This is a genomic window from Streptomyces sp. NPDC003720 (genome assembly GCF_042875075.1).
Classification (GTDB): Bacteria; Actinomycetota; Actinomycetes; order Streptomycetales; family Streptomycetaceae; genus Streptomyces.
Genome location: NZ_JBIANZ010000001.1, coordinates 1,020,999 through 1,045,000 on the forward strand (window position 1 = coordinate 1,020,999; position 24,002 = coordinate 1,045,000).

A 24,002-nucleotide genomic window follows, 5' to 3' on the forward strand; every position below is an offset into this window, starting at 1 on the left:
CGGGGCCGTGGACGGCCGGGGACTAGACCAGGAGGCTGGTGATCACTGTCCGCAAGCGCCGCGGTGGCCCGCCACCCGGGCTGTCCTGCCGCCCCGCTCCACCGCATGGCGGCGGATCCGGCCGTCACACGCCGTCACGCGGCCGCCAACCCGGCCCTCGCCCTCTCGACCCTGAGGATCTTGATCGACGCCTCTGACAGCTCCCTCGCACGAGCCGCCGCGAGCAACCCGGCACTGCCCGAGGCGACGGCCACGGCATCGTCAGCTGTGGCTTCGCAGTGGTGGGACGGCCGGTACTTCGATGGCGTCGTCGATGTCGGCCTCGGTCAGCTTGAAGGCGTCCGGGTAGGCATCGCGACGGGTGCGGCGGGCGGGTTCGATGGTTCGCCAGGTGTACAGGCAGCGGCCGCACTGGAGCACATCCCATACTCCGGGGACGGGTGACGTGGCGAGCCGGGTGACGGTCTCGAACGCGCAGCGGGGGCAATCAACAGGCTTTTCGTTCATGGAAGTCGTCCTATCGAGGGAGAGGGGGTCAGTGGCGGGCCGCGATGAGCCGCTGCAGGCGGGCAGCCCACTCGGCGGTCTCGGGCAGGTCCTTGGCCGGCGTGGAGAAGTTGCCGCGGAGGTCGGGGGCGACCGGGGTCGTCGCGTCGATGATCATCTTGCTGGTGATACCGGCGGGCTGGGCGGCGGGCGCGAGTTCCACGACCGACAGGTTCGGGATGACGACGACGTCGTCCTTGGGGTTGACCTTGGCGGACATGGCCCACATGACCTGCGGCAGGTTGAACGGATCGACGTCCTCGTCGACGAGGATCACCTGGGACACGTAGCCGAGACCGTGCGGTGTCGTCATGGCCCGCATGGCGACGGCCTTGGCGAAGCCGCCGTACCGCTTCCTCGTCGAGATGATCACCATGAGGCCGTGCGTGTACATGGCGTTCACGGCCTGCACCTCGGGGAACTCCGCGCGCAGCTGCTTCAGGAGCGGCACGCAGGTGTTGGGGCCGACGAGGTAGTCGCACTCCGTCCACGGCATGCCGAGATACAGCGACTCGAAAACCGGATTCGTGCGGTACGAGACTCGGTCCACGCGGATGACGGGCATGCGGCGCCCGCCCGAGTAGTGGCCCGTGAACTCCCCGAACGGGCCCTCTATTTGGCGCTTGCGGGACTCGATGACGCCCTCGATGACGACTTCGCTGCCCCACGGCACGTCGAACCCGGTGAGCGGCGCGGTGGCGATCGGAGCGGGCGCACCGCGCAGCGCACCGGCCATCTCGTACTCGCTCTGGTCGTACGCCATCGGCATCCCGGCGACGATCGCCATCACGGGGTCGTTGCCGAGGGTGATGGCGATGGGCAGGTCCTCGCCCACCTCCTCGGCCTTACGCAGGTGCTGGGCGACGTCGTGCATGGGGACGGGCTGGAAGGCGAGCCGGTCGCGCCCGATGACCTGGATGCGGTACGTGCCCACGTTCTGCTTGCCGAAGTTCTCCGGATCCTCGGGGTCGCGTGAGACGACGGCGGCCTTGTCCAGGTAGAAGCCGCCGTCGCCGTCGTTGAGGCGGAAAAGGGGGAGGACGGAGAAGAGGTCGACGTCGTCGCCGTCCTGGTGGTTCTCCCGCCAGGGTGCGTCCTCGCGGCGCTCCGGCGGGACGGGGAAGGCGTCCCAGCGGCGGGCGAACTCCTCGACCTGCTCCTTGACCGGCGTGTTGCGCGGCAGTCCGAGGGCGAGCGCGTGGTTGGCCCACGAGCCGTGGACGTTCAGGGCGATGCGGGCGTCGGTGAAGCCCTTGACCCGGTCGAAAAAGAGGGCGGGGGCGTTCTCGCCGATGCGGCCGGTGGCGTTGGCCGCGGCCGCGAGATCGGGTTCGGGCAGTACTTCGTCGGTGATGCGCAGCAGTTGGCCCTCCTTCTCCAAGGTGTCGAGAAAGCTGCGCAGATCGTCATGGGCCATGATGAAGTCCTTCTGGGGTGGATGATCTGAGGCGGTGTCAGCCGAGGGGCGCCGAGGCGGTCCGGGCCGCGCGCATACCGGCCCAGCGCTTGGCGGCCGGCGCCGGCAGGTCGAACTGGTCGAGGATGCGGGTCACGACGTGGTCGACGATGTCGTCGACGGTGCGCGGGTTGTTGTAGAAGGCGGGCATCGGCGGCACCAACTGCACGCCCATGCGGGCCAGATGGAGCATGTTCCGCAAGTGGATCTCGCTCAGCGGTGTTTCCCGCGGAACGAGGACGAGCTTGCGGCGCTCCTTGACGGTGACGTCGGCGGCGCGGGCCACGAGCCCTTCGGCGTACCCGGCCCCGATGCCGGCCAGAGTCTTCATGGAACAGGGCACGATCACCATGCCGTCGGTGCGGAAGGACCCGGAGGAGATGGTGGCTCCCTGGTCGTCGGGGTGGTGCGTGACGTCGGCGAGCGTGGCCACGTCGGCCGCGGACCGCCCGGTCTCCAGCTCGATGGTGGCGCGCGCCCACCGGGACAGCACCAGATGTGTCTCCACGTCCGGCAGCTCCCTCAGCTGTTCCAGGAGCCGGACACCGAACGGGGCTCCCGTCGCCCCGGTCATTCCCACGACCAACCGCACCGGATCACTCCTCCACGTCGCTGACCTGTGCTTTGACGCTAGACAGCAGTGAGAGGCGGGTGGCGGTATCCTCGGGACTCGCGATGGGGAAAAACGGACAGTCTGACGTCAGGGACCTGGCCTACACCCCGACCGTGGGGGCCGCGGCCGGGGTCGAGGTGATGGAGCTCGCCGATCTGTACGAGCGCTCGCGCCGTCACGGCAACGACCCCTACACGCCGCTGCGGCCGGCTTTTCACCAGCTGATCGGTGTTCGGGCACGGCCGCTGCGCGTCTGGGTGGACTTCGTCGAGCACGAGCTGCGCCCCGGAGCGTGGCTGTGGATCCGGCCGGGCCAGGTGCAGCGGTTCGGCCCCGACCTGGTGGCGGCGGACGGGGTGGTGGTGCTGTTCCAGCCGGGCTTCCTGCCGCCGGCCACGGTGACGGCGGCGCACATGGACCCGCCGTACGAGCAGCGTCCGACGACACCCGACGGACCGGCCGTGGAGGGCCTGCAGCGGGCGCTCGACCATCTCGCCTACGAATACCGGGCGATGGCCTCGCTGCCCCTGTCGGTCCACGCCGACGTGCTGCGTGCGCTGCTGTCCGTGCTGGTGGTGCGGCTCGCGCAGGCACGCGGCCCGGTGCCCCGGCCGGCGCCCGCGTCGCAGACGTTCCGCCGCTTCCACGCGGCCGTCGAGCGGGACCACGCGGTGACCCGGCGTGTGGAGGACTACGCGGCGGCACTCGGCTACAACCCGCGCACCCTGACCCGGGCGACGCTCGCAGCGACGGGCCGCACCGCCAAGCAGTACGTCGACGACCGGGTCCTTCTCGAGGCGAAGCGGCTGCTGTGGCACAGCGGCCTCACCGCCAAGGAGGTCGCGGACCGGCTCGGATTCACCGACGCCAGCGACTTCACCAAGTTCTTCCGGCTGCGGACGGACGTGACGCCGGGCGCGTTCCGCGAGGACCTGTCGCCGCGTCAGGCCGAGGCGGGGACCGACCTCGCTCGTACGGAGCCCTGAGGACTCGGGTCGGCCGTCCCGGCGGGAGCGCCGGGACGCTGCGCGCCCGCTCCTGCGCTGCGCCCGCTCGTCCCTCGCTCATCCCTGACGGGGCCGCTGCTGCACAGGACGGACGGGGAAGAGGATGCGACGCTGGATGGGGAGGCAGCGAGTGGCGGTCCGGGTGCGTCTCATCCGGCGCGCGGCCATCTCCCCGGCCTGCGGGCGGGGAGCACCGCTCACCGACCGTCGCCGGGCGGCGTGACCGCGTGAATCCGGCCGGTTGGGCGAAGGGCCGCGCGACCGACGCGGAAGGCGCGCGCTCCCCACGCGCGTCGCGCCAGGCCGCCGGTGTCCGCTCCGAGCCGGCTCCCGCACTCATCAAGAGTCGCGTGACCAGCGGGACGCGAGCGAGTACCTGCCGGGTGCCGGCAGTCGATTCGCGTCGAGCCCCGTTTCCGTCCCGAGTGAACAGCCTGGAAAGCTGGTGGTTCTCATGCGCAGTCCGACCCGTGCAGCCGGCGCCTTCACAGCGCTGGCCCTTACCCTCGGCGGTGCGGTCCTCGTCGCCCCCGCGGCCCGGGCGGACATCCCCGCCTGCGCGCAGATGGCCACACAGGCCGGTGCCACCGACACCGACTCCGTAACAGCGGCCTGCAGCCGTGGCGTGGTCGGAGACTTGCAGAGCTGCGTGGCCGGCCTGACCGGGGCCGGAGTGGCGGGCGGCGCCGCGAACGGCGCCTGCCGGGCGGCAGCCCACGAACCGCGCTAGGCACCCGCGTCACCGGGCTGCCAGGGCGCGATGACCATGCCCGGACGGACGGACGGCAGTCGACAGTCACTGCGCGAACCGGGCGACGGGACGCGTTCCCCGTTTCGGAACGGCCCGCCCCCGGGGACATGGTGGGCTATGGGTGACTACAGCGACAGCATCACGGTGCACGTCCCGCCTGACAGGCTCTTCGCCTACCTGTCCGACGTGCAGCACCTGCCCTCCTACATGCCCCGGCTGACCTCGGCGCGCCCTCACAACGGCGACAAGGTGACCGTCACCGCGCACATCGATCCCCCCGACGCCCCGGAACAGGACGTGACCAGCGAGGCATGGCTGCGTGTCCTCGAGGACGGCAAGAGCCTGGAATGGGGCGCGCCCGGCCCCCATGACTACCACGGCCGGCTGCACGTCGACGACGGTGAGGACGCCGGCACATCCCGCCTGACCGTGGAACTGCACACCGAGCACGCGGAGGGCGAGCACATTGATCATGGCATCCGGGAGGCCCTGAACGGGATCAAGCAAGAGGTCGAAGCCGCTGAAGCCTAGACCTGCGGCGTCCACCCAGGCCCGACCCTTGCCGTGTCACAGGACCCGCTCACCGCGCCCGCCTCAAGACCGATGACGGCTGCCGGTGAGCCATGCGCGACCGGCCCGGCGACAGCGGAGCGCGCACTCAGCAGCCGGTGCCGGCCGGCAACGCGTCTCCTTCAGACGGACAGACGGCGGATCGCGACCACGGCGGCGTCGTCGTCGAGGTGCCCGTGGACGTGGGCCAGCAGGTCGTCGTGGAGCGCGTGCAGGAGTTCGTCGGGGTCGTCCTTCGCCCACTGGGACGTTCGTTCGGTCAACGGGTAGAAGCGGCCGCCGGCATCGCGCGCTTCGATGACGCCGTCCGTGTAGAGGATCAGCAGGTCGCCCGCCGCGAACGGGAACGTCTGGATCTCGTAGGCGGTGAAGCCGAAGGGACCGCCGAATCCGATCGGGAGATGGCTCGCGTCGGGCACGAGAGGGGTGACCCGAGTCCCTCGCAGGAGGAGCGGTGGCGGGTGGCCGCAGCTGATGAGGTGGACGACCGGCTCGTGGTCGGGGATGTCGAGCAGAATCGCGGTGGCGAAGTCCTCGTCGGTGTCCTGCGCCTCCGGTGCACGCCACTGACGGGTGTCCCAGCGGAACGCCGCGTCCAGGTGGACCGCGAGACGGGGCAGGGTGGCCTGCCGATGGGCGGCTGCCCGGAACGCGCCCAGCAGCAGGGCGGCGTTGTTGATCGCGGACAGGCCGTTGCCGCGCACATCGCCGATGAGGAGCCGGGTGCTGTGGTGATCGGTCCGCGCAGCCGCGTACAGGTCTCCGCCGAGATCGGCCTCTTCCTCGGCGGGCATGTACAGGCTGGCGATCCGGAGCGGGCCGGTGCGGGCGGGCAGGGGCTGCAGAAGGACGCTCTGCGCCGCCTCGGCGACGGACCGCACCTGGTGCAACTGGCGCTCACGCCGGTCCCGCACCACGCAGATGCCGACACAGACGGCGGAGACGACCATCAGAGCGATGATCTGCGCCTGGATGTTGGCGGTGGACAGGACCCCTCTCAGCACACCGATGACGACCTGGGCCGCCACCGCGAGCGCTCCCATCAGCGCCGTCACGCGGGCCCCGGCGAACGCCACCGTGATCGCCGGCGCCGCCACCAGCAGGGGCCCGAGATGGATGTGCGGCGGAGCGAGCACATCCACGACGCACACCGTGACGATCAGCCCCAGAGGGATCACCATCAGCGCGGGCGCGTGACCCGGCCACCAGGACAGGCGGGCGTCCCGCCACGGTCGCAAAGCCATGCCCCAAGCCTTCCACCCGCCACTCCCTGCGGGAACGCGCCGCTCCGCAGTGCGGGTGCTGCACGGGCCGTTCGAAATGCAACCACGTGCTGCGCTGATCAGCGCGGACCGTCCGGCAAGCTCGGCACGCGGCCGCTTCCTCAACTGTTCGACGCCGAGCGGCCGTGTCTGGTCAGGGCGGCAACCAGTTCCGTCACCTGCGGCCGGTGGTCGTCGGCGCGCCAGGCGATGGCCAGCTCGGCCTCGGGCAGTCCCCGCACCGGCCGGTACACGAGGTCGGGGCGCTGGTACAGGCCGACATTGCCCTCTGCGATCAGCACCACGCCCTGTCCGGAGACCACCGCTTCGAAGACCTCGTCGGAGCTTCCGGCCTCCGCGCCGATCCGCGGCTCTCGGCCGGCGCGGGCCGCGGTCGCCAGCCAGAAGTCCCGCAGTGGACCCGCACTGCGGGGGAGGGCGACGAACGGCTCGTCGGCGAGCTCGGCGAAGTCGACTTCTGGCTGGTCAGCCAGGCGATGGCCGGCGGGCAACGCCACCCAGAGGCGCTCCCGTGCCAGGGTCCGGGTCGCGAAGTCCCTGCCAGGCAGCGGCAGCCAGACGAACGCCAGATCGGAACCGCCGTCGGCCAGACCCGCACTCGGGTCCTCCCAAGCCACCAGCCGCAGCGTGATCTGCCAGCCGCGCTCCCGGAAGCCGCTGAGCACATCGCGCTGCACGTCCCGGCCGACAGCCGTCTGCATCCCCACCGTGAGTACGACAGCGGGCCCGGCCGTCCGTGCCGTCCTCAGCGCGTCCCGCCAGGCCGCCAACAACTCCCGGGCCCGAGGAAGCAACGCCTCCCCCTGGGCGGTGAGTGCCAACTGGGTGGGGCGCCGGTCGAACAGCTGGAAGCCCAGCTGTCGCTCCAGCACCCGGATCTGCTTCGACAGCGCCGGCTGGGAGACATAGAGCCGTTCCGCCGCCCGGGTGAAGTGCAGTTCCTCGGCCACGGTGACGAAATACCTGAGGTCGCGCAGGTGGACATCCATAGCCAATGGTTATAGCCGAGGGTCTTGGACGTGCCGGCCGGCAGCGCCGGATCCTGGAGTACGGCCGAGCTCCCGGCCGGCGAATCCACTCCACAGGAGAGACCCCATGACCACGTTGCCCACACGCCACCTCGCGAGCCTGGAAACCTCCGCGATCGGATTCGGCGCGATGGTCCTGTCACCCGGCATGTACGGGGAGATCGACGACCGCCGCGCGGTCGCCGCCCTGCACGCCGCCCTCGACGAGGGCGCCACGCTGATCGACACCGCCGACGGCTACGGCCCCGACGGCCACAACGAACGGATCGTCGGCCAGGCGTTGCGCGGGCGACGCGAGGAGGTGACAGTCGCCACCAAGTTCGGATTCCGCATCCCCGACGGCGCGCAGGCGCATCGCTTCCCGGTCGCCTACGCCTTCGGCGAGCTTGCCGTCAACGCCGAGCCGAAGCATGTGCGGGGCTACGCCGAGCAATCGCTGCGAAACCTCGGCACAGACGCCATCGACCTGTACTACCCCCACTTCCCCGACCCGGAAGTACCACTGGAGGACACCGTCGGCGCCATCGCCGACCTGATCTCCGACGGGCTGGTCCGCCACCTCGGCCTGTCCAACGTCACCGCGGACCAGCTGCGCAGGGCCCACGCCGTCCATCCCGTCGCCGCCGTCCAGGTCCAGTGGTCGATGTGGCAGCCCATCGACCCGGACCTGCACGCAACCGCCCGCGAACTCGGCGTCGGCATCGCCGCCTGGAGCCCACTCGGCGGCGGCTTCCTCACCGGAACCGTCCAGAACGTTGCCGAGGACGACTTCCGCCGCAACCTCCCGCGCTTCGACTCGGCCAACCTCAAGACGAACTACGACCGCTACGCCCCACTGCGCGGCATCGCCGCCGACCTCGGACTCACCCCCGCCCAGCTGGCCCTGGCCTGGCTGCTCCACCAGGACGAGCATGTCGTTCCCCTGCCCGGCAGCCGGACCCCGGCCCACATCGCCGAGAATCTGGCTGCGGCTCGAGTGCACCTGCACCCGGACACCTTGGGCCGCATCGACGAGGCGCTGAAGCGGTTCGTCCCCGAGGGCGCCGGCGCCCTGCTCGGCGACTGAGACCACTGCCTAGCCGCCGGCACGTGATGACACGGGGCCGGGCGATCGCCGCATCCTCGGTCGCACCACAGTCGAGGTTCGTGAGCACGGGAGGCAGCCGATCCTGGGCGTTACTCGGGTGAAGGTGAGTACGAGCGCTCATGTGGGGGTGATCAGCTTCCGGCATGTTGCGTACATGCGATCGACATCCCTCTCGAAGCCCGTTCTGGTGGCCGCGCTCGGCTGCTTGGTGTTGTCCGGCTGCGGCACTCAGAAGACCGCCACGGATCAGACCTCCGCAGGCAGTGCGGTCTCGGCGGCAACCACCCAGGGCACCCGGCACGACGATCCGCAAATGCGGTTCCTTCAGCTGATCACCCGCATCACGCTGGGCTGCGCCCCGGACCGCCCGAACGACAAGGGCGGTGGTGCCGTGCCCAAGCCAGAGGACCTGCCCGGCGAGGAGGAAGGGCCCACACAGAGATACGGGCCGAGCGAGACCCCGCCGGGTGACCCGAACGCCGACGGCGACATACCCGTTCCCCTCCCTTCGGATGCTCCCCGGCCGCCCGAGTCGACGCCGTCCCCCGCCGAGCCCGAGTCGCTCAAGGAAGTGCCGCTGACCGGCATCGAGAAGTGCAGCGGCAGGGAGCACGCGGAGCGCATCAGCGAGGCTTTCAGGGCTACGAGGACGGTCAGCTATGAGGCGATGCGCGAGAGGCTCATGAGCCTGGACTATCCGGCGTCGCGCATTCACCGGATGCCGAACCATGCGGGTGCGCCGCGGGCCAGGCTCGACCTGCGCTTCATGGGCGGCAACCTGGCATTGGAGATCACCGGTACCAGCAGCGGGGTGATCGTCGAAGCGTTCGGTGCTCCGGAGACCGACGACGTGAAGGTGGTCGACGTGCGACGGAAGCCGAAGCCGGACGCGCCCACGTCCTGACCGAATCACACGGGACCACGCAAGGGTCGTGGGCCGCCTTCTGCCCTGCCGGAGCAACCTAGGGACTTCACTGCGACACACTGCGACGCGATCGACGGGTGCCCTGCCCTGGGGATCCCCCCGCCGCGCTCGGTTTCACCCCTCGGACGGCTCGCGCCGGGCGGTGGCGAACCGGCGCTGGTAGGCGGCCGGGCTGATGGCCAGCTCCCGCGTGAACACGCGGCGGAGGCTCTCGTAGCTCGGGAACCCGGACATGGCCGCCGTCTGTGTCGCGGTGTGTCCCTGATCGAGCAGCGACTTCGCGATACCGAAACGGATCGACTCGACGTACCGGGCGGGCGTGGTGCCCAACTCCTCACGGAACAGCCTGGTGAGGTGCCGTGTGCTGACGTTGAGCCGCCGGGCGAGTCCGGCCAGGGAGTAGTCGCCGGCGGGATCCGCGGTGACGAGGTCGACGACCCGGCGCAGAGCGGGGGAGCGGGGCGGCGGGCCCTGCAGCGGTGCGGAGAACTGCGACTGCCCGCCCGCGCGTTGCAGATAGACCACCAGGGAGCGGGCCACCTCCCGGCTGATGTCGGGGCCGTGGTCCTCCTCGACGAGAGCGAGCGCCAGGTCGATGCCCGCGGAGACACCCGCCGACGTGTACGTGTTGCCGTCGCGCACATAGATGGCGTCGGGCTCGACATGTGTCCTCGGGTGCCGGGCGGTGAGCTCGGCCGCGATCTTCCAGTGGATGGTCGCCCGTTTGCCGTCCAGGAGACCCGATGCGCCGAGCACGAAGGCGCCGGAGCACACGGAGGTGATCCGGCCGGCCCGGGCCGCGAGGTTCCTCGCCGCTTCGGCCAGCTCACGAGGGACGGGGGTCCTGGGGTGGACGTCACCGCCCGGCATCAGGAACGTGTCGGGGTCCGGCTGTGCGGCGGCACTGCCTTCCACGGCGATCCGCAGTCCCATCGATGTGGTGACCTCGGTGCCCTTCGGTGACACAAGGGCGATCCGGTAGTCGGCGCCGAGCAGGTTCGCCTCCCCGAAGACCTCGGCTGGACCGGCGACGTCCAGCAGTTTCACGCCGTCGTGGACGAGGATCGTCACCCGATGCGGGCCCGGGCTCACTGGCCCATCCTGAGATGACTGGATTCGAGTGGTTCATGGCCCGACCGAGGCGGCGCCATGGGCCGTGCGGTCGGCACCGTGGAGGACGGACACACGGTCCACTCGTAACAGATCGCATCGGAGAACACGGTCACCATGACGGACATCATCGCAGGCGTGGAAATACCCGAGACGTCGGCCGTCGCACAGGCCACGCAATTCGTTCGGGACAGGACCAGCCCGCTGATCTTCCACCACTCCCGGCGTGTATTCCTCTTCGCCGCACTCCACGCCCCCGCGTTCGATCTGCGACCCGATCCGGAGCTGCTCTACATCTCGGCGATGTTCCACGACGTGGGCCTTGTGCTTCCCTTCTCCGCAACGCAGCAGCGTTTCGAACTCGACGGCGCCGACCACGCACGGACATTCCTGCTCGACCGCGGATTCTCGGAGGACGCGGCCGACGTGGTGTGGCGGGCCATCGCCCTGCACACCTCACCCGGGATCCCCGGCCGCATGGAGCCCGAGGTTGCCGCCACGAACTACGGCGTGCTGACCGACGCGGTCGGCTGGGGGCTGGACGGCCTGGAGAGCGACCGGCTGGACGAGATCGTCGCCGCTCATCCGCGCGGTGACTTCAAAAAGGAATTCCTGCAGGCGTTCGTCGACGGCCTCAGGGACCGGCCGGACACCACCTACGGGACCGTCAATGCGGACGTCTTGGAGCACTTCGTTCCCGATTTCCACCGTACGTCGATGGTGCAGCGGATCATGGACTCTCCGTGGCCGCGCTGACGCGAACGCGTGCCGGCGTTCGCCGTGATCACGCTGATGCGAACGCTTCCCCTCCTCTCCACGAAACGCATCAGGATTTCGCCCTCCGTATGAATTCGAATTCGCCCGCGGACGTAGAAGAAGACACCTCAGCAAGAAAGGAGCGCTCGTGCGCGCCATAACCGTCCGGGACCGCCAGGCAGGAATCACGGGGCTGATCCTCGAGGACCTGGCCCCTCCCCACGCCGCCGAGAACGACGTCGTTCTGCGGGTGCACGCCGCCGGCTTCACCCGCGGGGAGCTCGACTGGCCCGCGACCTGGACCGACCGCGCCGGCCGCGACCGCACCCCCAGCGTGCCGGGCCACGAGGTCTCGGGGGTGGTGACGGAACTCGGGTACGGGACGACCGGCCTCACCATCGGTCAGCGCGTGTTCGGACTGACCGACTGGACCCGCGACGGCGCGCTCGCCGAGTACGTCGCCGTGGAGGCCCGGAACCTCGCGCCGCTGCCTGCCGACATAGACCACACACTGGCGGCAGCACTGCCCGTCTCCGGCCTGACCGCCTGGCAGGCCCTGTTCGACCACGCCCGGCTCACCGCCGGCCAGACCGTCCTGATCCACGGCGCCGCGGGCGGAGTAGGCTCGATCGCAGTCCAGCTCGCCCATGAAGCGGGAGCCCGTGTCGTCGGCACCGGCCGCTCCGCCGACCGGGACACCGTGCTCGACCTGGGCGCTCACGCGTTCCTCGACCTGGGGGCCGACCGGTGGGAGGAGGCCGGTCAGGTCGACGTCGTCTTCGACGTGATCGGAGGCGAGATCCTCGACCGCTCCGCCGCCCTGGTACGCGCCGGCGGCACGCTCGTCACCATCGCCCATCCGCCCACCGTGCGCCCGGACGACGGTCGGGCCCTCTTCTTCGTCGTGGAACCCGACCGCGACCGCCTCGGCGACCTCGCCCAGCGTCTGCGGGACGGCCGGCTGCGGGTGCGGGTCGGAGCGGTCCGGCCGCTCGCCGAAGCGGTCGACGCCCTCACCACCAAGCAGCGCGTCCCCGGCCGCACGATCATCCGCGTCGCCGAGGACTGAGCGCGACCAGGAGAGCACCGAGCCGGCGCCGGGCCGGCAGCGCCGGCGGCGAGGGCCCGTCGGGAGCGCACGGGAATGTCGCGCGGTCCGGCGCGGTTGTGCATGTCGTGATCGTGGAGGGGACAGTGTCCCCGGGCCTCACCCATCGCATGCAGGGACGATCGTTCGGCTGAAGCCCTGCATCGCCTTTCGCCGCGTAGGCGACCGCCCTTCACGATCATGGCTGTGACTGTGGCCCGGCCTTGAGGTCCGGGCCACAGGTCTGTCCGCGACCGGACCGCTCACGCCCGGCAGCACTTCCACCCGGACCGCAAAGCCGCGGGCACTGGTAGCGGGCATCGGGGTACATGCTGAAGGTGCGCGGCGGCGGGCATCGCACAGGGACGCCAGGCGCCGCGCACTGTCTGTGGCAACGAGCGGAAGAGCGGGCGGATATGGCGCGTACGCGGGCACAGGCGAGTACCAGGCATCCGAGGCATGAGCGCAGGGGAGAGGCACGGCTTCCGGCGGTGGTCGCCACCCTCATCGCGATCGCCCTGTACCTGGTGCTGCCGCAACAGCTGCTGATCGCTCGCTACGTGCTGCCCGCCCTGGAATGCCTGCTGCTCATCCCGCTCATCGCGATCAATCCGAAACGGCTGACCCGGCAGACGAAGACGTTCCGCGTGCTGTCGCTGACGCTCGTGGGCGTCATCGCGGTCAGCAATCTCGTGGCGCTGGCCATCCTCATCCATGAACTGCTCTACGCGGGGGTGAAGGACGGCCGGTCCCTGCTGGTGGCCGCACTGCAGGTGTGGCTCACCAACATCATCGTCTTCGGGCTGGCGTACTGGGAGCTGGACAGGGGCGGCCCGGTCAGCCGCACCCAGGCACCCCGCTCCGCCCTGCCCCTGGCCGACTTCCGCTTCTCCCAGGATGAGAACGACGACGCCGTCCAGGAAGTCGCCGACGGCGCCAGTGCCACCTCGGACTGGGTCCCCACACTGATGGACTACCTGTACGTGTCCACCACCAACTCCACCGCCTTCAGCCCGACCGACACGATGCCGCTGTCGATCCGGGCCAAGGCCATGATGGGCATCCAGAGCATCTCCGCGCTCCTGACCTCGCTCCTGGTGATCGCCCGAGCCGTCAGCATCCTGCACTGAGGCGCCGCGCACCGGTGGCGCATCCCCTTCGCCCCCACGGCGTGCGGCCCTCACGGCGTGCAAGCACCGCACGTTCGGCGTACCCCGCCCGTCCTCAGGGCGCCGCTCCGTGTTGCTCCCCGATGCCCGGTGAGGACACTGAAGACAAGGCGAGGGGCAGGAGGTGCTGTGTGGCCGTCACGCGGTACGGGGCGGCGGGTACTCCTGGCGGCGTTCGCCCTCCTGGCCCTGCTCGCATCCGGCATCGGCGGGTTCTCGCTGCTGGGGTTCCCACTGCCGGACGCCGTCTACATGACGGTGATGACGCTGACCACGGAAGGGTTCTCCGGCGCCGACCGGCTCACCGAGGCCGGCAAGCTCTTCACCGCCGCCCTGGCGGTGGTGGGTGTCGCGGTCTTCGTCGCGGTCCTGGGGCTGATCGGGACGGCGCTGGTGGAAGGACGGTTCGGGCCTGCGGGAAGGAAGCGACGCATGCAGCATCGCATCGACGCGCTGCGCGACCACTTCATCGTCTGCGCCTACGGGCGGGTCGGCCAGGCCGTGGCCCGCGAGTTCCAGGCCGAGGGCGTCCCCTTCGTCATGATCGAGAACAAGGCCGACCTGGAAGAGCAGTTGCAGCGTGAGCGTGTGCCCTACCTGATCGGCAACGCCGCCTCCGAGCAGGTGCTGCGCCGCGCGGGCATCGACCATGCACGTGGTCTGGTCTGCGCGGTGGACTCGGACGCCGAGAACGTCTACATCACCCTGATCGCCCACTCCCTCAATCCCTCCCTGGCCATCGTCTCGCGCGCCTCGGAGGCGGCGTCGGCCGAACGCCTCACCCATGCCGGCGCCAGCAGCGTGGTCTCTCCGTACATCACCAGCGGCCGGCGGATGGCTCTGCTGGCGGTCCGCCCGCACGTGGTGGACTTCCTGGAGTTCACCCGGGCCGGCAGCTCCGACGTCCGGATCGAGGAGATCCGCGTCGATGCCGGCTCACGCCTGGTGGGCCGGCCCCTGCGCCAGGCCTGCGGGGGAGCGCTGCCCCTGCTGATCCGCCGCGCCGACGGCTCGCTGGAGCCCCACCCTGATCCCGAGACCGCCGTACAGGCCGGCGACACCATGATCGTGTTCGGTGACCCCGGCGCCCTGCGCCCCATCGAGGACGACTAGACGAAGCCGGCCATGGGGAGTCCCGGTAGCCGGGGGAGGGCTGATGACTCGCCGCTTTCTGACTCGCCGCTTTCCTCGTGGCTCCTCGGGACGCGCGGGTGGCCTCCGCCGCGGGAGGACCAGGTGGCGGCGGCGAGGTCGAGGGCCCAATGCCTCGGCTGCGTTGCGGGACCCGGACGCGCGCCGTGACCGCGCGTTCGCTGCTGCGTCCGGGGTCGGCCCGAGTGGCAGGGGGCCAGGACCGGTATTTGACTGATCAGGTGCCTGCACTCCGTCTGGGGAGGATCCCATGACGCCTGCCGCCGCCTTCGATCCGACGCGCGTAGCCCACCTCACCGGACGCTTCGCCCCGGTCACGGAGGAAGTCGACGCGGTGGACCTGGAGGTCACCGGGGAGCTGCCGGACGAGCTGGACGGCGTGTACCTGCGCAACGGCCCCAACCCGCGCTTCACCCCGATCGGCAGCTATCTGTATCCGCTGGACGGCGACGGCATGATCCACGGCGTCTGGCTGTCGGCCCGGCGTGCCCGCTACCGCAACCGCTTCGTCCGCACCCCCTCGATGATCGCCGAGGAAAGCGCCGGGCGGGCACTGTGGGGCGGTCTGCAATCCATGATTCTGCCCGGCGCGGAAGAGGTCGGCGACGTGCTCGCGCACACCTTCAAGCCGCTGCCCGACATCAACGTCGTCCAGCACGCCGGCCGCCTGCTCGCCCTCGCCGAGTCCGACTGCCCGTTCCGGATGAGCCCCGGGCTCGACACCCTCGGCAAGGAGACCTTCGACGGGCAACTGCCGGCCGGCATCACCGCCCACCCCAAGATCGATCCCGTGACCGGTGAGATGGCCGTCTTCTGCTACGGCCTGGAGGCGCCGTACCTGACGTGGGCGGTGATCGGCCCGGACGGCGTCGTCCGGCAGGGCCCCACCGCCGTCGAGGGCATCGCGGAACCGCAGATGATCCACGACATGGCCCTCACCCGCCGCCATGTCGTCCTGGTGCTGGCCCCGGCCTTCTTCGACATCGAGGCGGCCATGAGCGGCGGCTCCTTCGTCGCGTGGCGCCCGGAGCGCGGCACGCGCATCGCGCTGATCCCCCGCGACGGCGGTCCCGTCGGCTGGGCCGACGACGAGGCGTTCTGGCTGTGGCACACGGTCAACGCCTACGAAGACCCCGACGACGGACGCGTGATCCTCGACTATGTGCAGTGGCCGGCCCTCACCCTCGGCCCGGGCCCCCCTGACGGCAGGCCCCGGGAGAGCGGGCACCACGGACTGACGCGGGCCGTCATCGACCCGGCCGCCGGCACCGTGGCACGCACACGCCTGGATGACGCACGGGTGGAGTTGCCCCGCATCGACGACCGCCTCCTGACCGGCCCCCATCAGCGGCTCGCGGTCGCCGCGGACAGCGGTCGCGTCGGCGGTCTGCTGCCCGGCGAGTACGACGCGCTGCGCCGGTACGACATCCGCGGCACCGGAGTCGCCGCGCAATCCTGGAACGCCGGCGCCCTGTCCGTCGGCGAGCCCGTCTTCGCGCCGGTGCCGGGCACGCGCGGCGGCGAGCGCGGCTACTGGCTGACCTTCGCCACAGACCGGACCGACAGCACCAGTTGGTTCCTCGTCCTGCCGGCGGAGGATTTCGCTCAAGGGCCGGTCGCCCGCGTCCGCATCCCGGTCCGCGTCCCGCTCGGCCTGCACGGCACCTGGCTGCCCACCGAGGAGTGACGCGGTCGCGGCGCGGCGGCCACCGAACACCTCCCGCAGCGCGGCAACCGACCGCTGAACACCGCGAGCACCGGGCCCCGCGAGGGGGCGTCGAAGCCTCGAAACGCGAGGAAGGAGTCCACGCTGAGCGCGCCCGGCCGGCTCGGCGCCGAGTGTTCGAGATCACCGCGCGGCCGAGCCCGGCGGGAAATGAACGTCGCCGGACGGGGTAGTTGGGCTGCTGCCGTGTAAGGCCCGTCTGAGGAGAACTTGTGAGCGAACCAGCAGGTCTGGGTGTCGAGGTGGCCGTGATCAGCTCCGACGCCGCGATCATCACCGTGAGTGGAGAGCTCGACGCCGACATCGGCCTCGTCCTTCAGCACCAGTTGGCCGGCCAGGTGGTGCACGGACGACGTCACCTGGTGCTGGACCTGGCGAACGTGCCGTTCATGGACTCCTCCGGGCTGCGTGTCATCGTGCGGACCGTCAACGAGATGCGGAACGTCGACGGATCCGTATCTCTGGCCGCGCCCAGCGAAGTGGTACGACGTGTGCTCGACCTGACCGGGGTCGGTATGACCTGCCGGATATTCGACACCGCGGACGCGGCCTGTGAGGCCCTGCTCGGCCGGAAGGACGAGGAGCCTGATCGCGTAGCGCGCGACACGGCGCATCGATAGCGAAACCACGTCAGCGGCGCCGCTGTTCGGGGCGGCCACTTGACCGCCGACTTCCTCGCTTGCGTCCGGGCCGATCAGCATCTGCCGGTGTCGCAGTGTGCCATGGATCCGACTCAGTTGGTGATCGGTGAGCTGGTGATCAACGCCCACAGGTACGCGCCCGGTCGGACGTTCAGGCCTACGCCGATTGGACGACCGGCCGCTCCCTTCTCAACTGCTCGAATCTCACGCATCCGGTTTCCCTATTGCCGGGGAAGGCGGATGGAGTGGACCGGGTGGATTGGGAGGTGGCTGTGGCCGAGGATGTCGGCTTGGGCCTGGACGAGGTGTTGGGTGCGGCGGAGGACGCCGCGCCGGTGGAGTCGGTGGACGTGGTCGCCCGGAACCTGGAGAAGCGGTTCTCCGCTTCGGAGGTGTCGCTCTGGTTCGTTGACATGGTCGGGCGGGAGGCCGTCCGCCTGCCGAGGGCCGGCACGGCCGGGCAGGCGCGGGGCGAGGCGCAGCGCATCGATCTGGCGGGCAGCGTCTACGAGCGTGTGCTGCGCTCCCAGCGGCTGCACCAGGAAGCCGACGGGGAAGACGGTTGTCGGCTGGTGGCGCCGGTGACGAACCGCGGTGACTGCATCGGCGTACTGGACCTGCTCGTGCCGCACGCGGACGACGCGGTGCGCGAGGCGGTGGGACAGGCCGCGCACGCGCTGGCCTACATCGTGGTCACCGACCGCCGCTTCACCGACCTCTATCACTGGGGTCGGCGCACCACCACGATGAGTCTGGCCGCGGAGATCCAGCACCAGCTGCTGCCCTCGGCGTCCTGCTGCGAGGGAGCGCACTTCACCCTGGCCGGCAGCCTCGCCCCGGCCGACGACATCGGCGGCGACACCTACGACTACGCCCTCGACCAGGACACCCTCCACCTGTCGATCACCGACGCGATGGGCCACGACACCGCCTCCGCGCTGCTGGCCACGCTCACCGTGAACGCCCTGCGCGGCGCCCGCCGCGCCGGGCAGAGCATCGTCGAGCAGGCCGACGCCGCACACCAGGCACTCACCCGCCACGGCCGCGGCATGACCACCGGCCAACTGCTACGCATCGCACTGGACACCGGGGCCGGCGAGCTGATCAACGCCGGCCACCCCTGGCCCCTGCGGCTGCGCGAAGGCCGGGTGGAGGAACTGCCCCTCAGGGTCAACCTGCCCTTCGGCGTGCCCGCCCCCGTCAGCTACGAGGTGCAGCGGCTGCGGCTGGAGCCGGGCGACCGCCTGGTGCTGCTCACCGACGGCATGCGGGAACGTGGCGCGGCCGCCGTGGACCTGCCCGCCCTCATCAGCGACACCCGCGACCAGCATCCGCGCGAAGTGGTCCGGGCCCTGACAGCGGCGGTCCTCACCGCGTGCCGGGGATCACTGGCCGACGATGCCACCGCATTGGTCCTGGACTGGCACGGCAGCCGTACCGGGCAGCGGCGCAGCAACGGAGGGGCAGCAGTTCCCGCCAAGTGATCAGGAAGGGCTCGTTCGGCCGGCGGGGCATAGGGGGCCCTCGGTGGTGGACGGCTGGGGTGGGCTGCGGTGTACCTGCCCACAGTGAGGCTGACCACCCCGAGGGCCCCCGGGCCGCCTCTCCCATCCGCCCACCGTGCTTCTCAGTACGGTCAGCTGAACGTGTTGCAGTTGGCGACGCGGCCGGAGCGGTAGCCGGTGGAGAACCATTGCTGGCGCTGGCTCGCGGAGCCGTGGGTCCAGGTGTCCGGAGTGACCTTGCCCTGGTAGCGCTGCTGGATACGGTCGTCTCCTACGGCGGCGGCCGCGTCCAGCCCGCGGTTGATGTCGTCCTTCGTCAGCTCGGTGATCAGTGGCCTACCGCTCTTGGGGTCGGGGGTGGTGGTGGCGTGGTGGGCCCACACTCCGGCGTAGCAGTCCGCCTGCAACTCGAGTTTCACCGAGCCGCTGTTCTGGCCTTCTCCGCTGCCGCGGGAGATCGTTCCGCTGAGGTCCTGGAAGTGGTGGCCGTATTCGTGCGCGATGACGTAGGCCTCGGCGAACGGACCGCCCTTGGCGCCGAACTTGCTGCTCAGGTCGTTGAAGAAGCCGAGGTCGAGGTAGACCTTGTCATCGGCTGAGCAGTAGAAGGGGCCGACGTCGGAAGTCGCGTTCCCGCAGCCGGTGTTCACACTGCCGCTGAACAGGAACGTGGGGGCCTGCTGGTAGGGCTTGCCGGCGGCTGTCTCCGTCTGCTTCCAGAACGCCTGCACGCTGTCGACCACGGCGACGATCCGGCACTGCTCCTTGCGGTTGGCGTCGGCACCGGTCCGGCAGTCCGCCGCGAGGTCCGCGGCCGACTCGCCGGACGAGGCCGTGTCGCTGCTGCCCGAACTGAACATGCCGGGGTCGACGCCCAAGAGCACGGACGCGACCAGTACCACGAGCCCGACCAGCCCCCCGCCGATGGTCTTCCCGCCGCCCGGGATCCCGCCCAGCGCACCTCCCCGCCCGTCCTCGACCTCGGACGTGTCCAGAGCAGCATCGTCGTCGAATCGCATACGTTGACCTCCCTCAAGCAGCGCGCCGGACCACCCCGCGTCGTCCCGCTCGCCTACCCCGTACGAGGACATCTCCATCCCGGACAACCTTGGCGGCTCGGCCGTCCCGCGACGATCTACGGGATGTGCACGAGGGCGACGAGATCGGCACGGCCCGAGCAGGCGCACTCGCCGACTCCGGAGGGCCGGTGATGTGGATCACAGGTTCTGGACCTCAACCATGCTTGAGGAAGCAGGCTGTTGGGCATCACGGGGCGGCCGCGCAACGGCAGCCCTTCGTCCGACGTCCAGGAGAACCGGCATGGCCACGCTGCTGCACATCGACACCTCCCTCAACGGTGAGAACTCGCACTCCCGCGCTGTGACCACCGCCTTCCGCGAGGTATGGGAGAGCCGGCATCCTCACGGCACCGTGATCCACCGGGATCTCGACGCAGACCCCGTGCCCCACCTGCGGGCCGACGCCTACTACGCCGGGTATGTCGCCCCCGCCGACCGGTCCCCGGAGCAGAGGGACGCCTTCGCCCTGCGCGCCCGGCTGGTCGAGGAGGCCGAGGCGGCGGATGTGATCCTTCTCGGCGCCCCGATGTACAACTACTCCATTCCCTCGACGCTGAAGGCCTGGATCGACCATGTCTTTGTCGTGGGCCGCACCGCGATGACCGAGCATCCCTCGCTCGCGGGCAAGCCGGCCGTGGTCGTGACCAGCCGCGGTGGGTCGTACCAGAAAGGAACTCCGCAGTACGGCAATGACTACGTGCAGAGCTACCTGCGGCAGGCCCTCGGTGGCGGTCTCGGCCTGAACGTCAGCTTCATCGTCCCGGAGCTGACCCTGGCCCCGACCGTCCCCGCGATGGCCGACCTGGTCCCGCTCTTCGAAGCCTCCCGCACCGAGGCCCTCGCCGCCGCCTCGTCCCAGGCCGAGGAGTTGGCGACACGGCTGGCCGCCTAGGTGGGGGCTTCGGCCCGTTCCTGGTCGGTGGTGTAGGGGCGGACCCGGGGGTCCCGCCGTCCGTCCAGGGCCGGCCTCACCGTGTGGTGAAGGCGCCTCCGTTGACGTGGATGGTCTGGCCGGTGAGGTGGCGGGCCCCTGGGGAGGCGAGGAAGAGGGCCGTCTCGGCGATGTCGTCGACCGTGCCGGGTCGCTTGTTGTGTGTCTCCTCCACCAGGGCGCGGTGGCGTTCGTCGCTCAGCTGGCCGTGGAAGAAGTTGGTGCCGGCGATGTAGCCCGCGGAGATGACGTTGCAGGTGATGCCCTGGGGGGCGAGTTCGGCGGACAGCGAGGCGTTCCACGCGCCCAGGGCGGCTTTGGCCGCTCCGTAGGATCCGCCTCGGCGTTCGGCGCCGATCGAGCCGATGCTGATGACGGAGCTGCCGCCGGTGAGCTTGTCCTGGACCGAGGTGGTGGTCAGCACCGCGGTGAGCAGGTTCTGCGCCAGGCTGGCGTGCCACTGGGCGAGCAGCGCCTCGAGTGCGGATTCTTCGCCGGAGGTCGTCTGAGGCAGGCCGCCGGCGGCGTTGACCAGCACGTCCAGCTCGTCGAGCCGGGCGGCGAGCGCCTCGACCTGCCCGGGGTCGGTCGCGTCGCAGACGACGCCGTGCACGCCGAGTTCCTTGGCGGTCTGTTCGACGGTGTCGGGGGTGCGGCCGGTGACGAAGACCTCTGCCTGGTCGGCGGCGAACCGTTGGGCGACGGCACGGCCGATGCCGCTGGCTCCTCCGGTGATGAGCACGGTGCGGTTCAAGGGTCCTCCCGTTCACTGCTACGTTTAGGCCTAAACATAGAGGATGATGACAGGGGATCGCATCGTGTCCGACGCCGCCGCATCGGGGGACCCCGCCACCGACCACTCCCGCGCCGCCGGGATCGCCGCGGCCTGGCGGCGGGAACGGCCGGGCACCCCGACCGAATCGATCGAGATCGTCACCCCCGTGTGGCAGCTGGCCAAGCTCTTCGCCGACGACCGCAACCGGGTGCTGCGAGAGGCGGGGATCGACGCGGCCACCCTCGACCTGCTGTCCGTCATCCGCCGGTCAGGGCCGCCCTACGCCCTCAGCACCCGCGAGATCGCCGCGAGGACGCTGGTGACCGCCGGCGCGATCTCTCAACGCGTCGCCCGGGCCGAACGCGACGGTCTCGTCCGGCGGGCGCCGGGGGCCACCGGCCGGCGAACCGTCCTGGTGAACCTCACGCCCGAAGGCCACGCGCTCATCGAACGGTCCGTCGACGCCGTACTCGGCCGGGAGGCCACACTCGTCAGCTGCCTGTCGACACACGAACGCACCGCGTTCATCACCCTGCTGGACAAGCTGATGGCCGACGTCCGCCGGCGCACGGCCCCCGAGGAGCGCTGAACCGGCCGCATGCAGCGGCGGCAAGCAGGGGCGCTCGGCCGGGAATCCAAGCCGGGCGTCCCAACTGCTTCCCCTGGCCGGAGCTAGTCCACCGAGGCGATCGCCGTCTCGCGGGCGGCCGTCACCGTGCCGTCGGCGAGGGTGGCGGTCACGCGGTAGTAGATGGTCGTGCCCTTGGGCAGGGTGGTGTCCACGTACGACCAGCGGGCTTCGAGTGTGGTGTCTCTCATTGCATGGCGTGGGGGCGGGCGTCGTGTGCGTCGGGGTCGCAACTCGGCGCCGACGCCGCGCTTCCCGTCCGCCACGGCAGAAGTGGATGACAGGGTCGCCGTAACGCTATGTGTCCACTCGAATGCCATCCGTGTGTGGCTCGCGTGGGGGAGGGGCCTGAATCCTGTTGTCCCTGGGCGTCGTCCGGCGCCCTCGTGGCGAAGGAGTGACATGGGCGTATCTGGTGAGCCGCGTCGGTCCGTACAAGCTGTTCGCTGGGGCGCCGCGTTCCTGGCGATATCGGGAACCGCGACCGTACTCGCAGCTGTGTCGGCCCAAGCCGGGGGGCCGAGCGGTGAGTCTCCCAACGAGAAGCCGACCGTCGTACTGGTGCACGGCGCTTTCGCCGATGCCTCCAGTTGGAGCGGCGTGGTCAAGCAACTACAGGAGAACGGTTACAAGGTCATCGCGCCGGCCAACCCACTGCGCGGTGTCCCGCAGGACTCGAGCTATCTGGCGAGCCTGCTGAAGTCGGTCAAGGGGCCGATCGTGCTTGCGGGTCATTCCTACGGCGGCGCGGTCATCTCGCAGGCCGCCGCCGGCAACGACAACGTCAAGGCGCTGGTGTACATCAACGCGATCATGCCCGATGCCGGGGAATCGTTCACCACCCTTTCCGCGAAGTTCGCGCCGCCGCTCCTGTCGCAAGCGCTGAGGCAGGTGCCCTTCAGCAACGGTGCCGGCAGCGCCGGTACGGACGTCTATGTCCAGACCGCCAAGTTCCGCCAGGTCTTCGCAGCCGACCTGCCCACCAACCGGACCGACGTGCTCGCCGCGTCTCAGCGACCGATCGCGGCGTCGGCTTTCACGGACAAGCTCACCCGCGCTGCCTGGCGCGACAAGCCGGTATACGTACTTGTCGGCAAGCAGGATCGGGCGATCAATCCCGACCTGGAGCGTTTCGAAGCCCGCAGGGCCAAGGCTCGCAAGACAGTGGAAATCAACGCTTCGCATGTCTCGCTCATCTCGCAGCCCGCAGCGGTCAAGAATCTCATCGTCAACGCCGCCGAAGACTACGAGTGGAACAGCCGCGGGCGACACCAGCCGGCGTGATGGAGGCACCGCATTGGGTCCGGGCCGACCTGCGGCAATCGTGCCGTCTTGCGGCTCTCCGCCCCGGTCCCGCCGGATGGCGGACGCTGCCACTCCCTTGCCCGGCGAAAGCGTCCGAGGAGATCGGGTGCTCTACCGCTTGGCGTAGGCGTTCGGGCAGATTCATCGCTGCACCTTCTGCCCAAGAGAAGACTCGACTGCGATCGGTCAGCGCAACCCGTCGAGATGCCGCGAGGGAGCGAGGGACGGGTCGGCTGCCCCTACCGCGCACCGCCCGGGATCGTCGGGGTGACGCTGGCGCGGAAAGCAGACGTCCAACAGTTCCCCCAGAGACAGATGAGCCTCCGCTGGATGGTGGAGCAGGCCGTCCCGGCGGAGCGTGTAACGCGTGCGGCGCCCATGGCGCTCACGGCTGACGTAGCCCGCCCGCTCCAGGTCCGCGACGATGCTCTGCGCGGTGCGTTCGGCGATGTGGCATCCGACGGCGATGTCGCGCAGACGGATGTCGGGGTCGCGTGCGATGGCCAGGAACACGCGGGCGTGGTTGGTGAAAAACCCCCACCTGATAGGGCGATCATTAACCATGTTCGGCCTTTGCGTCGTAAGCCTTCTGATGCGGCCAGCAGTCAAGGGCGCGGCCGCTGTCGGCCGTGGTCCCGCGGATGAGGCCGCACGGGCCTTGCAGCACGATCTGTCGACCTCTCTTCCACCTGCGCCCGCGCACCGGATGCACCACAGAGTGCTTCCTGCTGGCAGCGCTGTGCCGTAGGTGGTAGCGGCCGGTGAGCGCGGACACGGTGACGGAACCGTTCGCAGGGGAGCCAGATCACATCGCCTCGCGCCGATGGGGCCCGCGGGCAGTTCAGCCCACACGGTCTTGCCGTCCTCGTGAT

Annotated in this window: 25 protein-coding genes; 15 read left to right on the top strand and 10 right to left on the bottom strand. The window is 70.2% G+C overall.

Annotation, left to right across the window (positions count from 1 at the left end; all coding sequences use genetic code 11):
• Positions 1-261: 261 nt before the first annotated feature.
• From ACFYU0_RS04965 to ACFYU0_RS04975, 3 genes are read right to left on the bottom strand one after another with little or no spacing between them, the layout of a single operon-like run.
• Positions 262-507 carry a non-oxidative hydroxyarylic acid decarboxylases subunit D gene (locus ACFYU0_RS04965; protein WP_389297813.1) on the bottom strand — a complete coding sequence of 82 codons (246 nt, stop codon included), beginning with the start codon at positions 505-507 and terminating at the stop codon, positions 262-264.
• Between the two features lie 28 nt (positions 508-535).
• Positions 536-1,963 (bottom strand): non-oxidative hydroxyarylic acid decarboxylases subunit C, encoded by a 1,428-nt coding sequence (locus ACFYU0_RS04970; protein WP_389297815.1) that lies wholly within the window; start codon positions 1,961-1,963, stop codon positions 536-538.
• Between the two features lie 37 nt (positions 1,964-2,000).
• Positions 2,001-2,594, bottom strand: coding sequence for a non-oxidative hydroxyarylic acid decarboxylases subunit B (locus tag ACFYU0_RS04975; RefSeq protein ID WP_351663578.1), 594 nt, complete (start codon positions 2,592-2,594; stop codon positions 2,001-2,003).
• Between the two features lie 83 nt (positions 2,595-2,677).
• On the opposite strand from ACFYU0_RS04975, the gene ACFYU0_RS04980 reads away from it, so the two are divergent.
• The 3 genes from ACFYU0_RS04980 (at position 2,678) to ACFYU0_RS04990 (ending at position 4,904) form a co-directional block, all read left to right on the top strand.
• Entirely contained in the window at positions 2,678-3,601 is a 924-nt protein-coding gene (locus ACFYU0_RS04980) for a helix-turn-helix domain-containing protein (protein WP_389297817.1), read from the top strand.
• A gap of 475 nt (positions 3,602-4,076) precedes the next feature.
• Positions 4,077-4,352, top strand: coding sequence for a hypothetical protein (locus ACFYU0_RS04985; protein WP_389297818.1), 276 nt, complete (start codon positions 4,077-4,079; stop codon positions 4,350-4,352).
• 138 nt (positions 4,353-4,490) lie between these two features.
• A complete protein-coding gene (locus ACFYU0_RS04990) occupies positions 4,491-4,904 on the top strand; it encodes an SRPBCC family protein (protein ID WP_389297819.1) in 414 nt (137 codons plus the stop codon).
• A 161-nt stretch (positions 4,905-5,065) separates the two neighbouring features.
• Here the strand turns inward: ACFYU0_RS04990 and ACFYU0_RS04995 are convergent, their stop codons facing one another.
• Both ACFYU0_RS04995 and ACFYU0_RS05000 read right to left on the bottom strand, forming a co-directional pair.
• Entirely contained in the window at positions 5,066-6,187 is a 1,122-nt protein-coding gene (locus ACFYU0_RS04995) for a PP2C family protein-serine/threonine phosphatase (protein ID WP_351663581.1), read from the bottom strand.
• A 140-nt stretch (positions 6,188-6,327) separates the two neighbouring features.
• The gene (locus tag ACFYU0_RS05000) at positions 6,328-7,215 is read right to left on the bottom strand and encodes a LysR family transcriptional regulator (protein ID WP_389297822.1); all 888 of its coding nucleotides are present in this window, start codon (positions 7,213-7,215) and stop codon (positions 6,328-6,330) included.
• A 106-nt stretch (positions 7,216-7,321) separates the two neighbouring features.
• Here ACFYU0_RS05000 and ACFYU0_RS05005 point away from each other — a divergent pair, with 106 nt between their 5' ends.
• Positions 7,322-8,320: an aldo/keto reductase gene (locus tag ACFYU0_RS05005; RefSeq protein WP_389297824.1), complete on the top strand. Its 999-nt coding sequence runs from the start codon at positions 7,322-7,324 to the stop codon at positions 8,318-8,320.
• A gap of 175 nt (positions 8,321-8,495) precedes the next feature.
• Complete coding sequence (locus ACFYU0_RS05010) at positions 8,496-9,245, top strand: hypothetical protein (protein WP_389297826.1); 750 nt, start codon at positions 8,496-8,498, stop codon at positions 9,243-9,245.
• Between the two features lie 135 nt (positions 9,246-9,380).
• On the opposite strand, the gene ACFYU0_RS05015 is transcribed toward ACFYU0_RS05010, so the two are convergent.
• Positions 9,381-10,358, bottom strand: a complete 978-nt coding sequence (locus tag ACFYU0_RS05015) for a GlxA family transcriptional regulator (protein ID WP_389297828.1) — start codon at positions 10,356-10,358, stop codon at positions 9,381-9,383.
• Positions 10,359-10,493: 135 nt separating this feature from the next.
• On the opposite strand from ACFYU0_RS05015, the gene ACFYU0_RS05020 reads away from it, so the two are divergent.
• The 7 genes from ACFYU0_RS05020 to ACFYU0_RS05050 all read left to right on the top strand — a co-directional run bounded on the left by ACFYU0_RS05020 (position 10,494) and on the right by ACFYU0_RS05050 (position 18,391).
• Positions 10,494-11,132 (top strand): HD domain-containing protein, encoded by a 639-nt coding sequence (locus tag ACFYU0_RS05020; protein WP_351663586.1) that lies wholly within the window; start codon positions 10,494-10,496, stop codon positions 11,130-11,132.
• A 148-nt stretch (positions 11,133-11,280) separates the two neighbouring features.
• Positions 11,281-12,201, top strand: coding sequence for an NADP-dependent oxidoreductase (locus ACFYU0_RS05025; protein WP_389297831.1), 921 nt, complete (start codon positions 11,281-11,283; stop codon positions 12,199-12,201).
• Between the two features lie 509 nt (positions 12,202-12,710).
• A complete protein-coding gene (locus tag ACFYU0_RS05030) occupies positions 12,711-13,349 on the top strand; it encodes a hypothetical protein (protein WP_389297832.1) in 639 nt (212 codons plus the stop codon).
• A gap of 168 nt (positions 13,350-13,517) precedes the next feature.
• Positions 13,518-14,501, top strand: coding sequence for a potassium channel family protein (locus ACFYU0_RS05035; protein WP_389297834.1), 984 nt, complete (start codon positions 13,518-13,520; stop codon positions 14,499-14,501).
• A gap of 289 nt (positions 14,502-14,790) precedes the next feature.
• Positions 14,791-16,227 carry a carotenoid oxygenase family protein gene (locus tag ACFYU0_RS05040; RefSeq protein ID WP_389297836.1) on the top strand — a complete coding sequence of 479 codons (1,437 nt, stop codon included), beginning with the start codon at positions 14,791-14,793 and terminating at the stop codon, positions 16,225-16,227.
• 251 nt (positions 16,228-16,478) lie between these two features.
• A complete protein-coding gene (locus ACFYU0_RS05045) occupies positions 16,479-16,886 on the top strand; it encodes an STAS domain-containing protein (RefSeq protein ID WP_351663590.1) in 408 nt (135 codons plus the stop codon).
• A 293-nt stretch (positions 16,887-17,179) separates the two neighbouring features.
• Positions 17,180-18,391, top strand: a complete 1,212-nt coding sequence (locus ACFYU0_RS05050) for a PP2C family protein-serine/threonine phosphatase (RefSeq protein WP_389297838.1) — start codon at positions 17,180-17,182, stop codon at positions 18,389-18,391.
• Positions 18,392-18,543: 152 nt separating this feature from the next.
• On the opposite strand, the gene ACFYU0_RS05055 is transcribed toward ACFYU0_RS05050, so the two are convergent.
• Positions 18,544-19,431 carry a neutral zinc metallopeptidase gene (locus ACFYU0_RS05055; protein ID WP_389297840.1) on the bottom strand — a complete coding sequence of 296 codons (888 nt, stop codon included), beginning with the start codon at positions 19,429-19,431 and terminating at the stop codon, positions 18,544-18,546.
• Positions 19,432-19,732: 301 nt separating this feature from the next.
• On the opposite strand from ACFYU0_RS05055, the gene ACFYU0_RS05060 reads away from it, so the two are divergent.
• Entirely contained in the window at positions 19,733-20,383 is a 651-nt protein-coding gene (locus ACFYU0_RS05060) for an FMN-dependent NADH-azoreductase (protein ID WP_389297842.1), read from the top strand.
• A 76-nt stretch (positions 20,384-20,459) separates the two neighbouring features.
• Here the strand turns inward: ACFYU0_RS05060 and ACFYU0_RS05065 are convergent, their stop codons facing one another.
• The gene (locus tag ACFYU0_RS05065; protein ID WP_351663594.1) at positions 20,460-21,176 is read right to left on the bottom strand and encodes an SDR family oxidoreductase; all 717 of its coding nucleotides are present in this window, start codon (positions 21,174-21,176) and stop codon (positions 20,460-20,462) included.
• Between the two features lie 43 nt (positions 21,177-21,219).
• Between ACFYU0_RS05065 and ACFYU0_RS05070 the strand changes: the two genes are divergently transcribed.
• Entirely contained in the window at positions 21,220-21,786 is a 567-nt protein-coding gene (locus ACFYU0_RS05070) for a MarR family winged helix-turn-helix transcriptional regulator (protein WP_389297844.1), read from the top strand.
• 83 nt (positions 21,787-21,869) lie between these two features.
• On the opposite strand, the gene ACFYU0_RS05075 is transcribed toward ACFYU0_RS05070, so the two are convergent.
• Positions 21,870-22,016, bottom strand: a complete 147-nt coding sequence (locus ACFYU0_RS05075) for a hypothetical protein (RefSeq protein ID WP_389297845.1) — start codon at positions 22,014-22,016, stop codon at positions 21,870-21,872.
• Positions 22,017-22,227: 211 nt separating this feature from the next.
• On the opposite strand from ACFYU0_RS05075, the gene ACFYU0_RS05080 reads away from it, so the two are divergent.
• Positions 22,228-23,109, top strand: coding sequence for an alpha/beta fold hydrolase (locus tag ACFYU0_RS05080; protein ID WP_351663596.1), 882 nt, complete (start codon positions 22,228-22,230; stop codon positions 23,107-23,109).
• A gap of 207 nt (positions 23,110-23,316) precedes the next feature.
• Here ACFYU0_RS05080 and ACFYU0_RS05085 read toward each other — a convergent pair whose 3' ends face one another.
• Positions 23,317-23,643 carry a transcriptional regulator gene (locus tag ACFYU0_RS05085; protein ID WP_351663597.1) on the bottom strand — a complete coding sequence of 109 codons (327 nt, stop codon included), beginning with the start codon at positions 23,641-23,643 and terminating at the stop codon, positions 23,317-23,319.
• Positions 23,644-24,002: the final 359 nt, after the last annotated feature.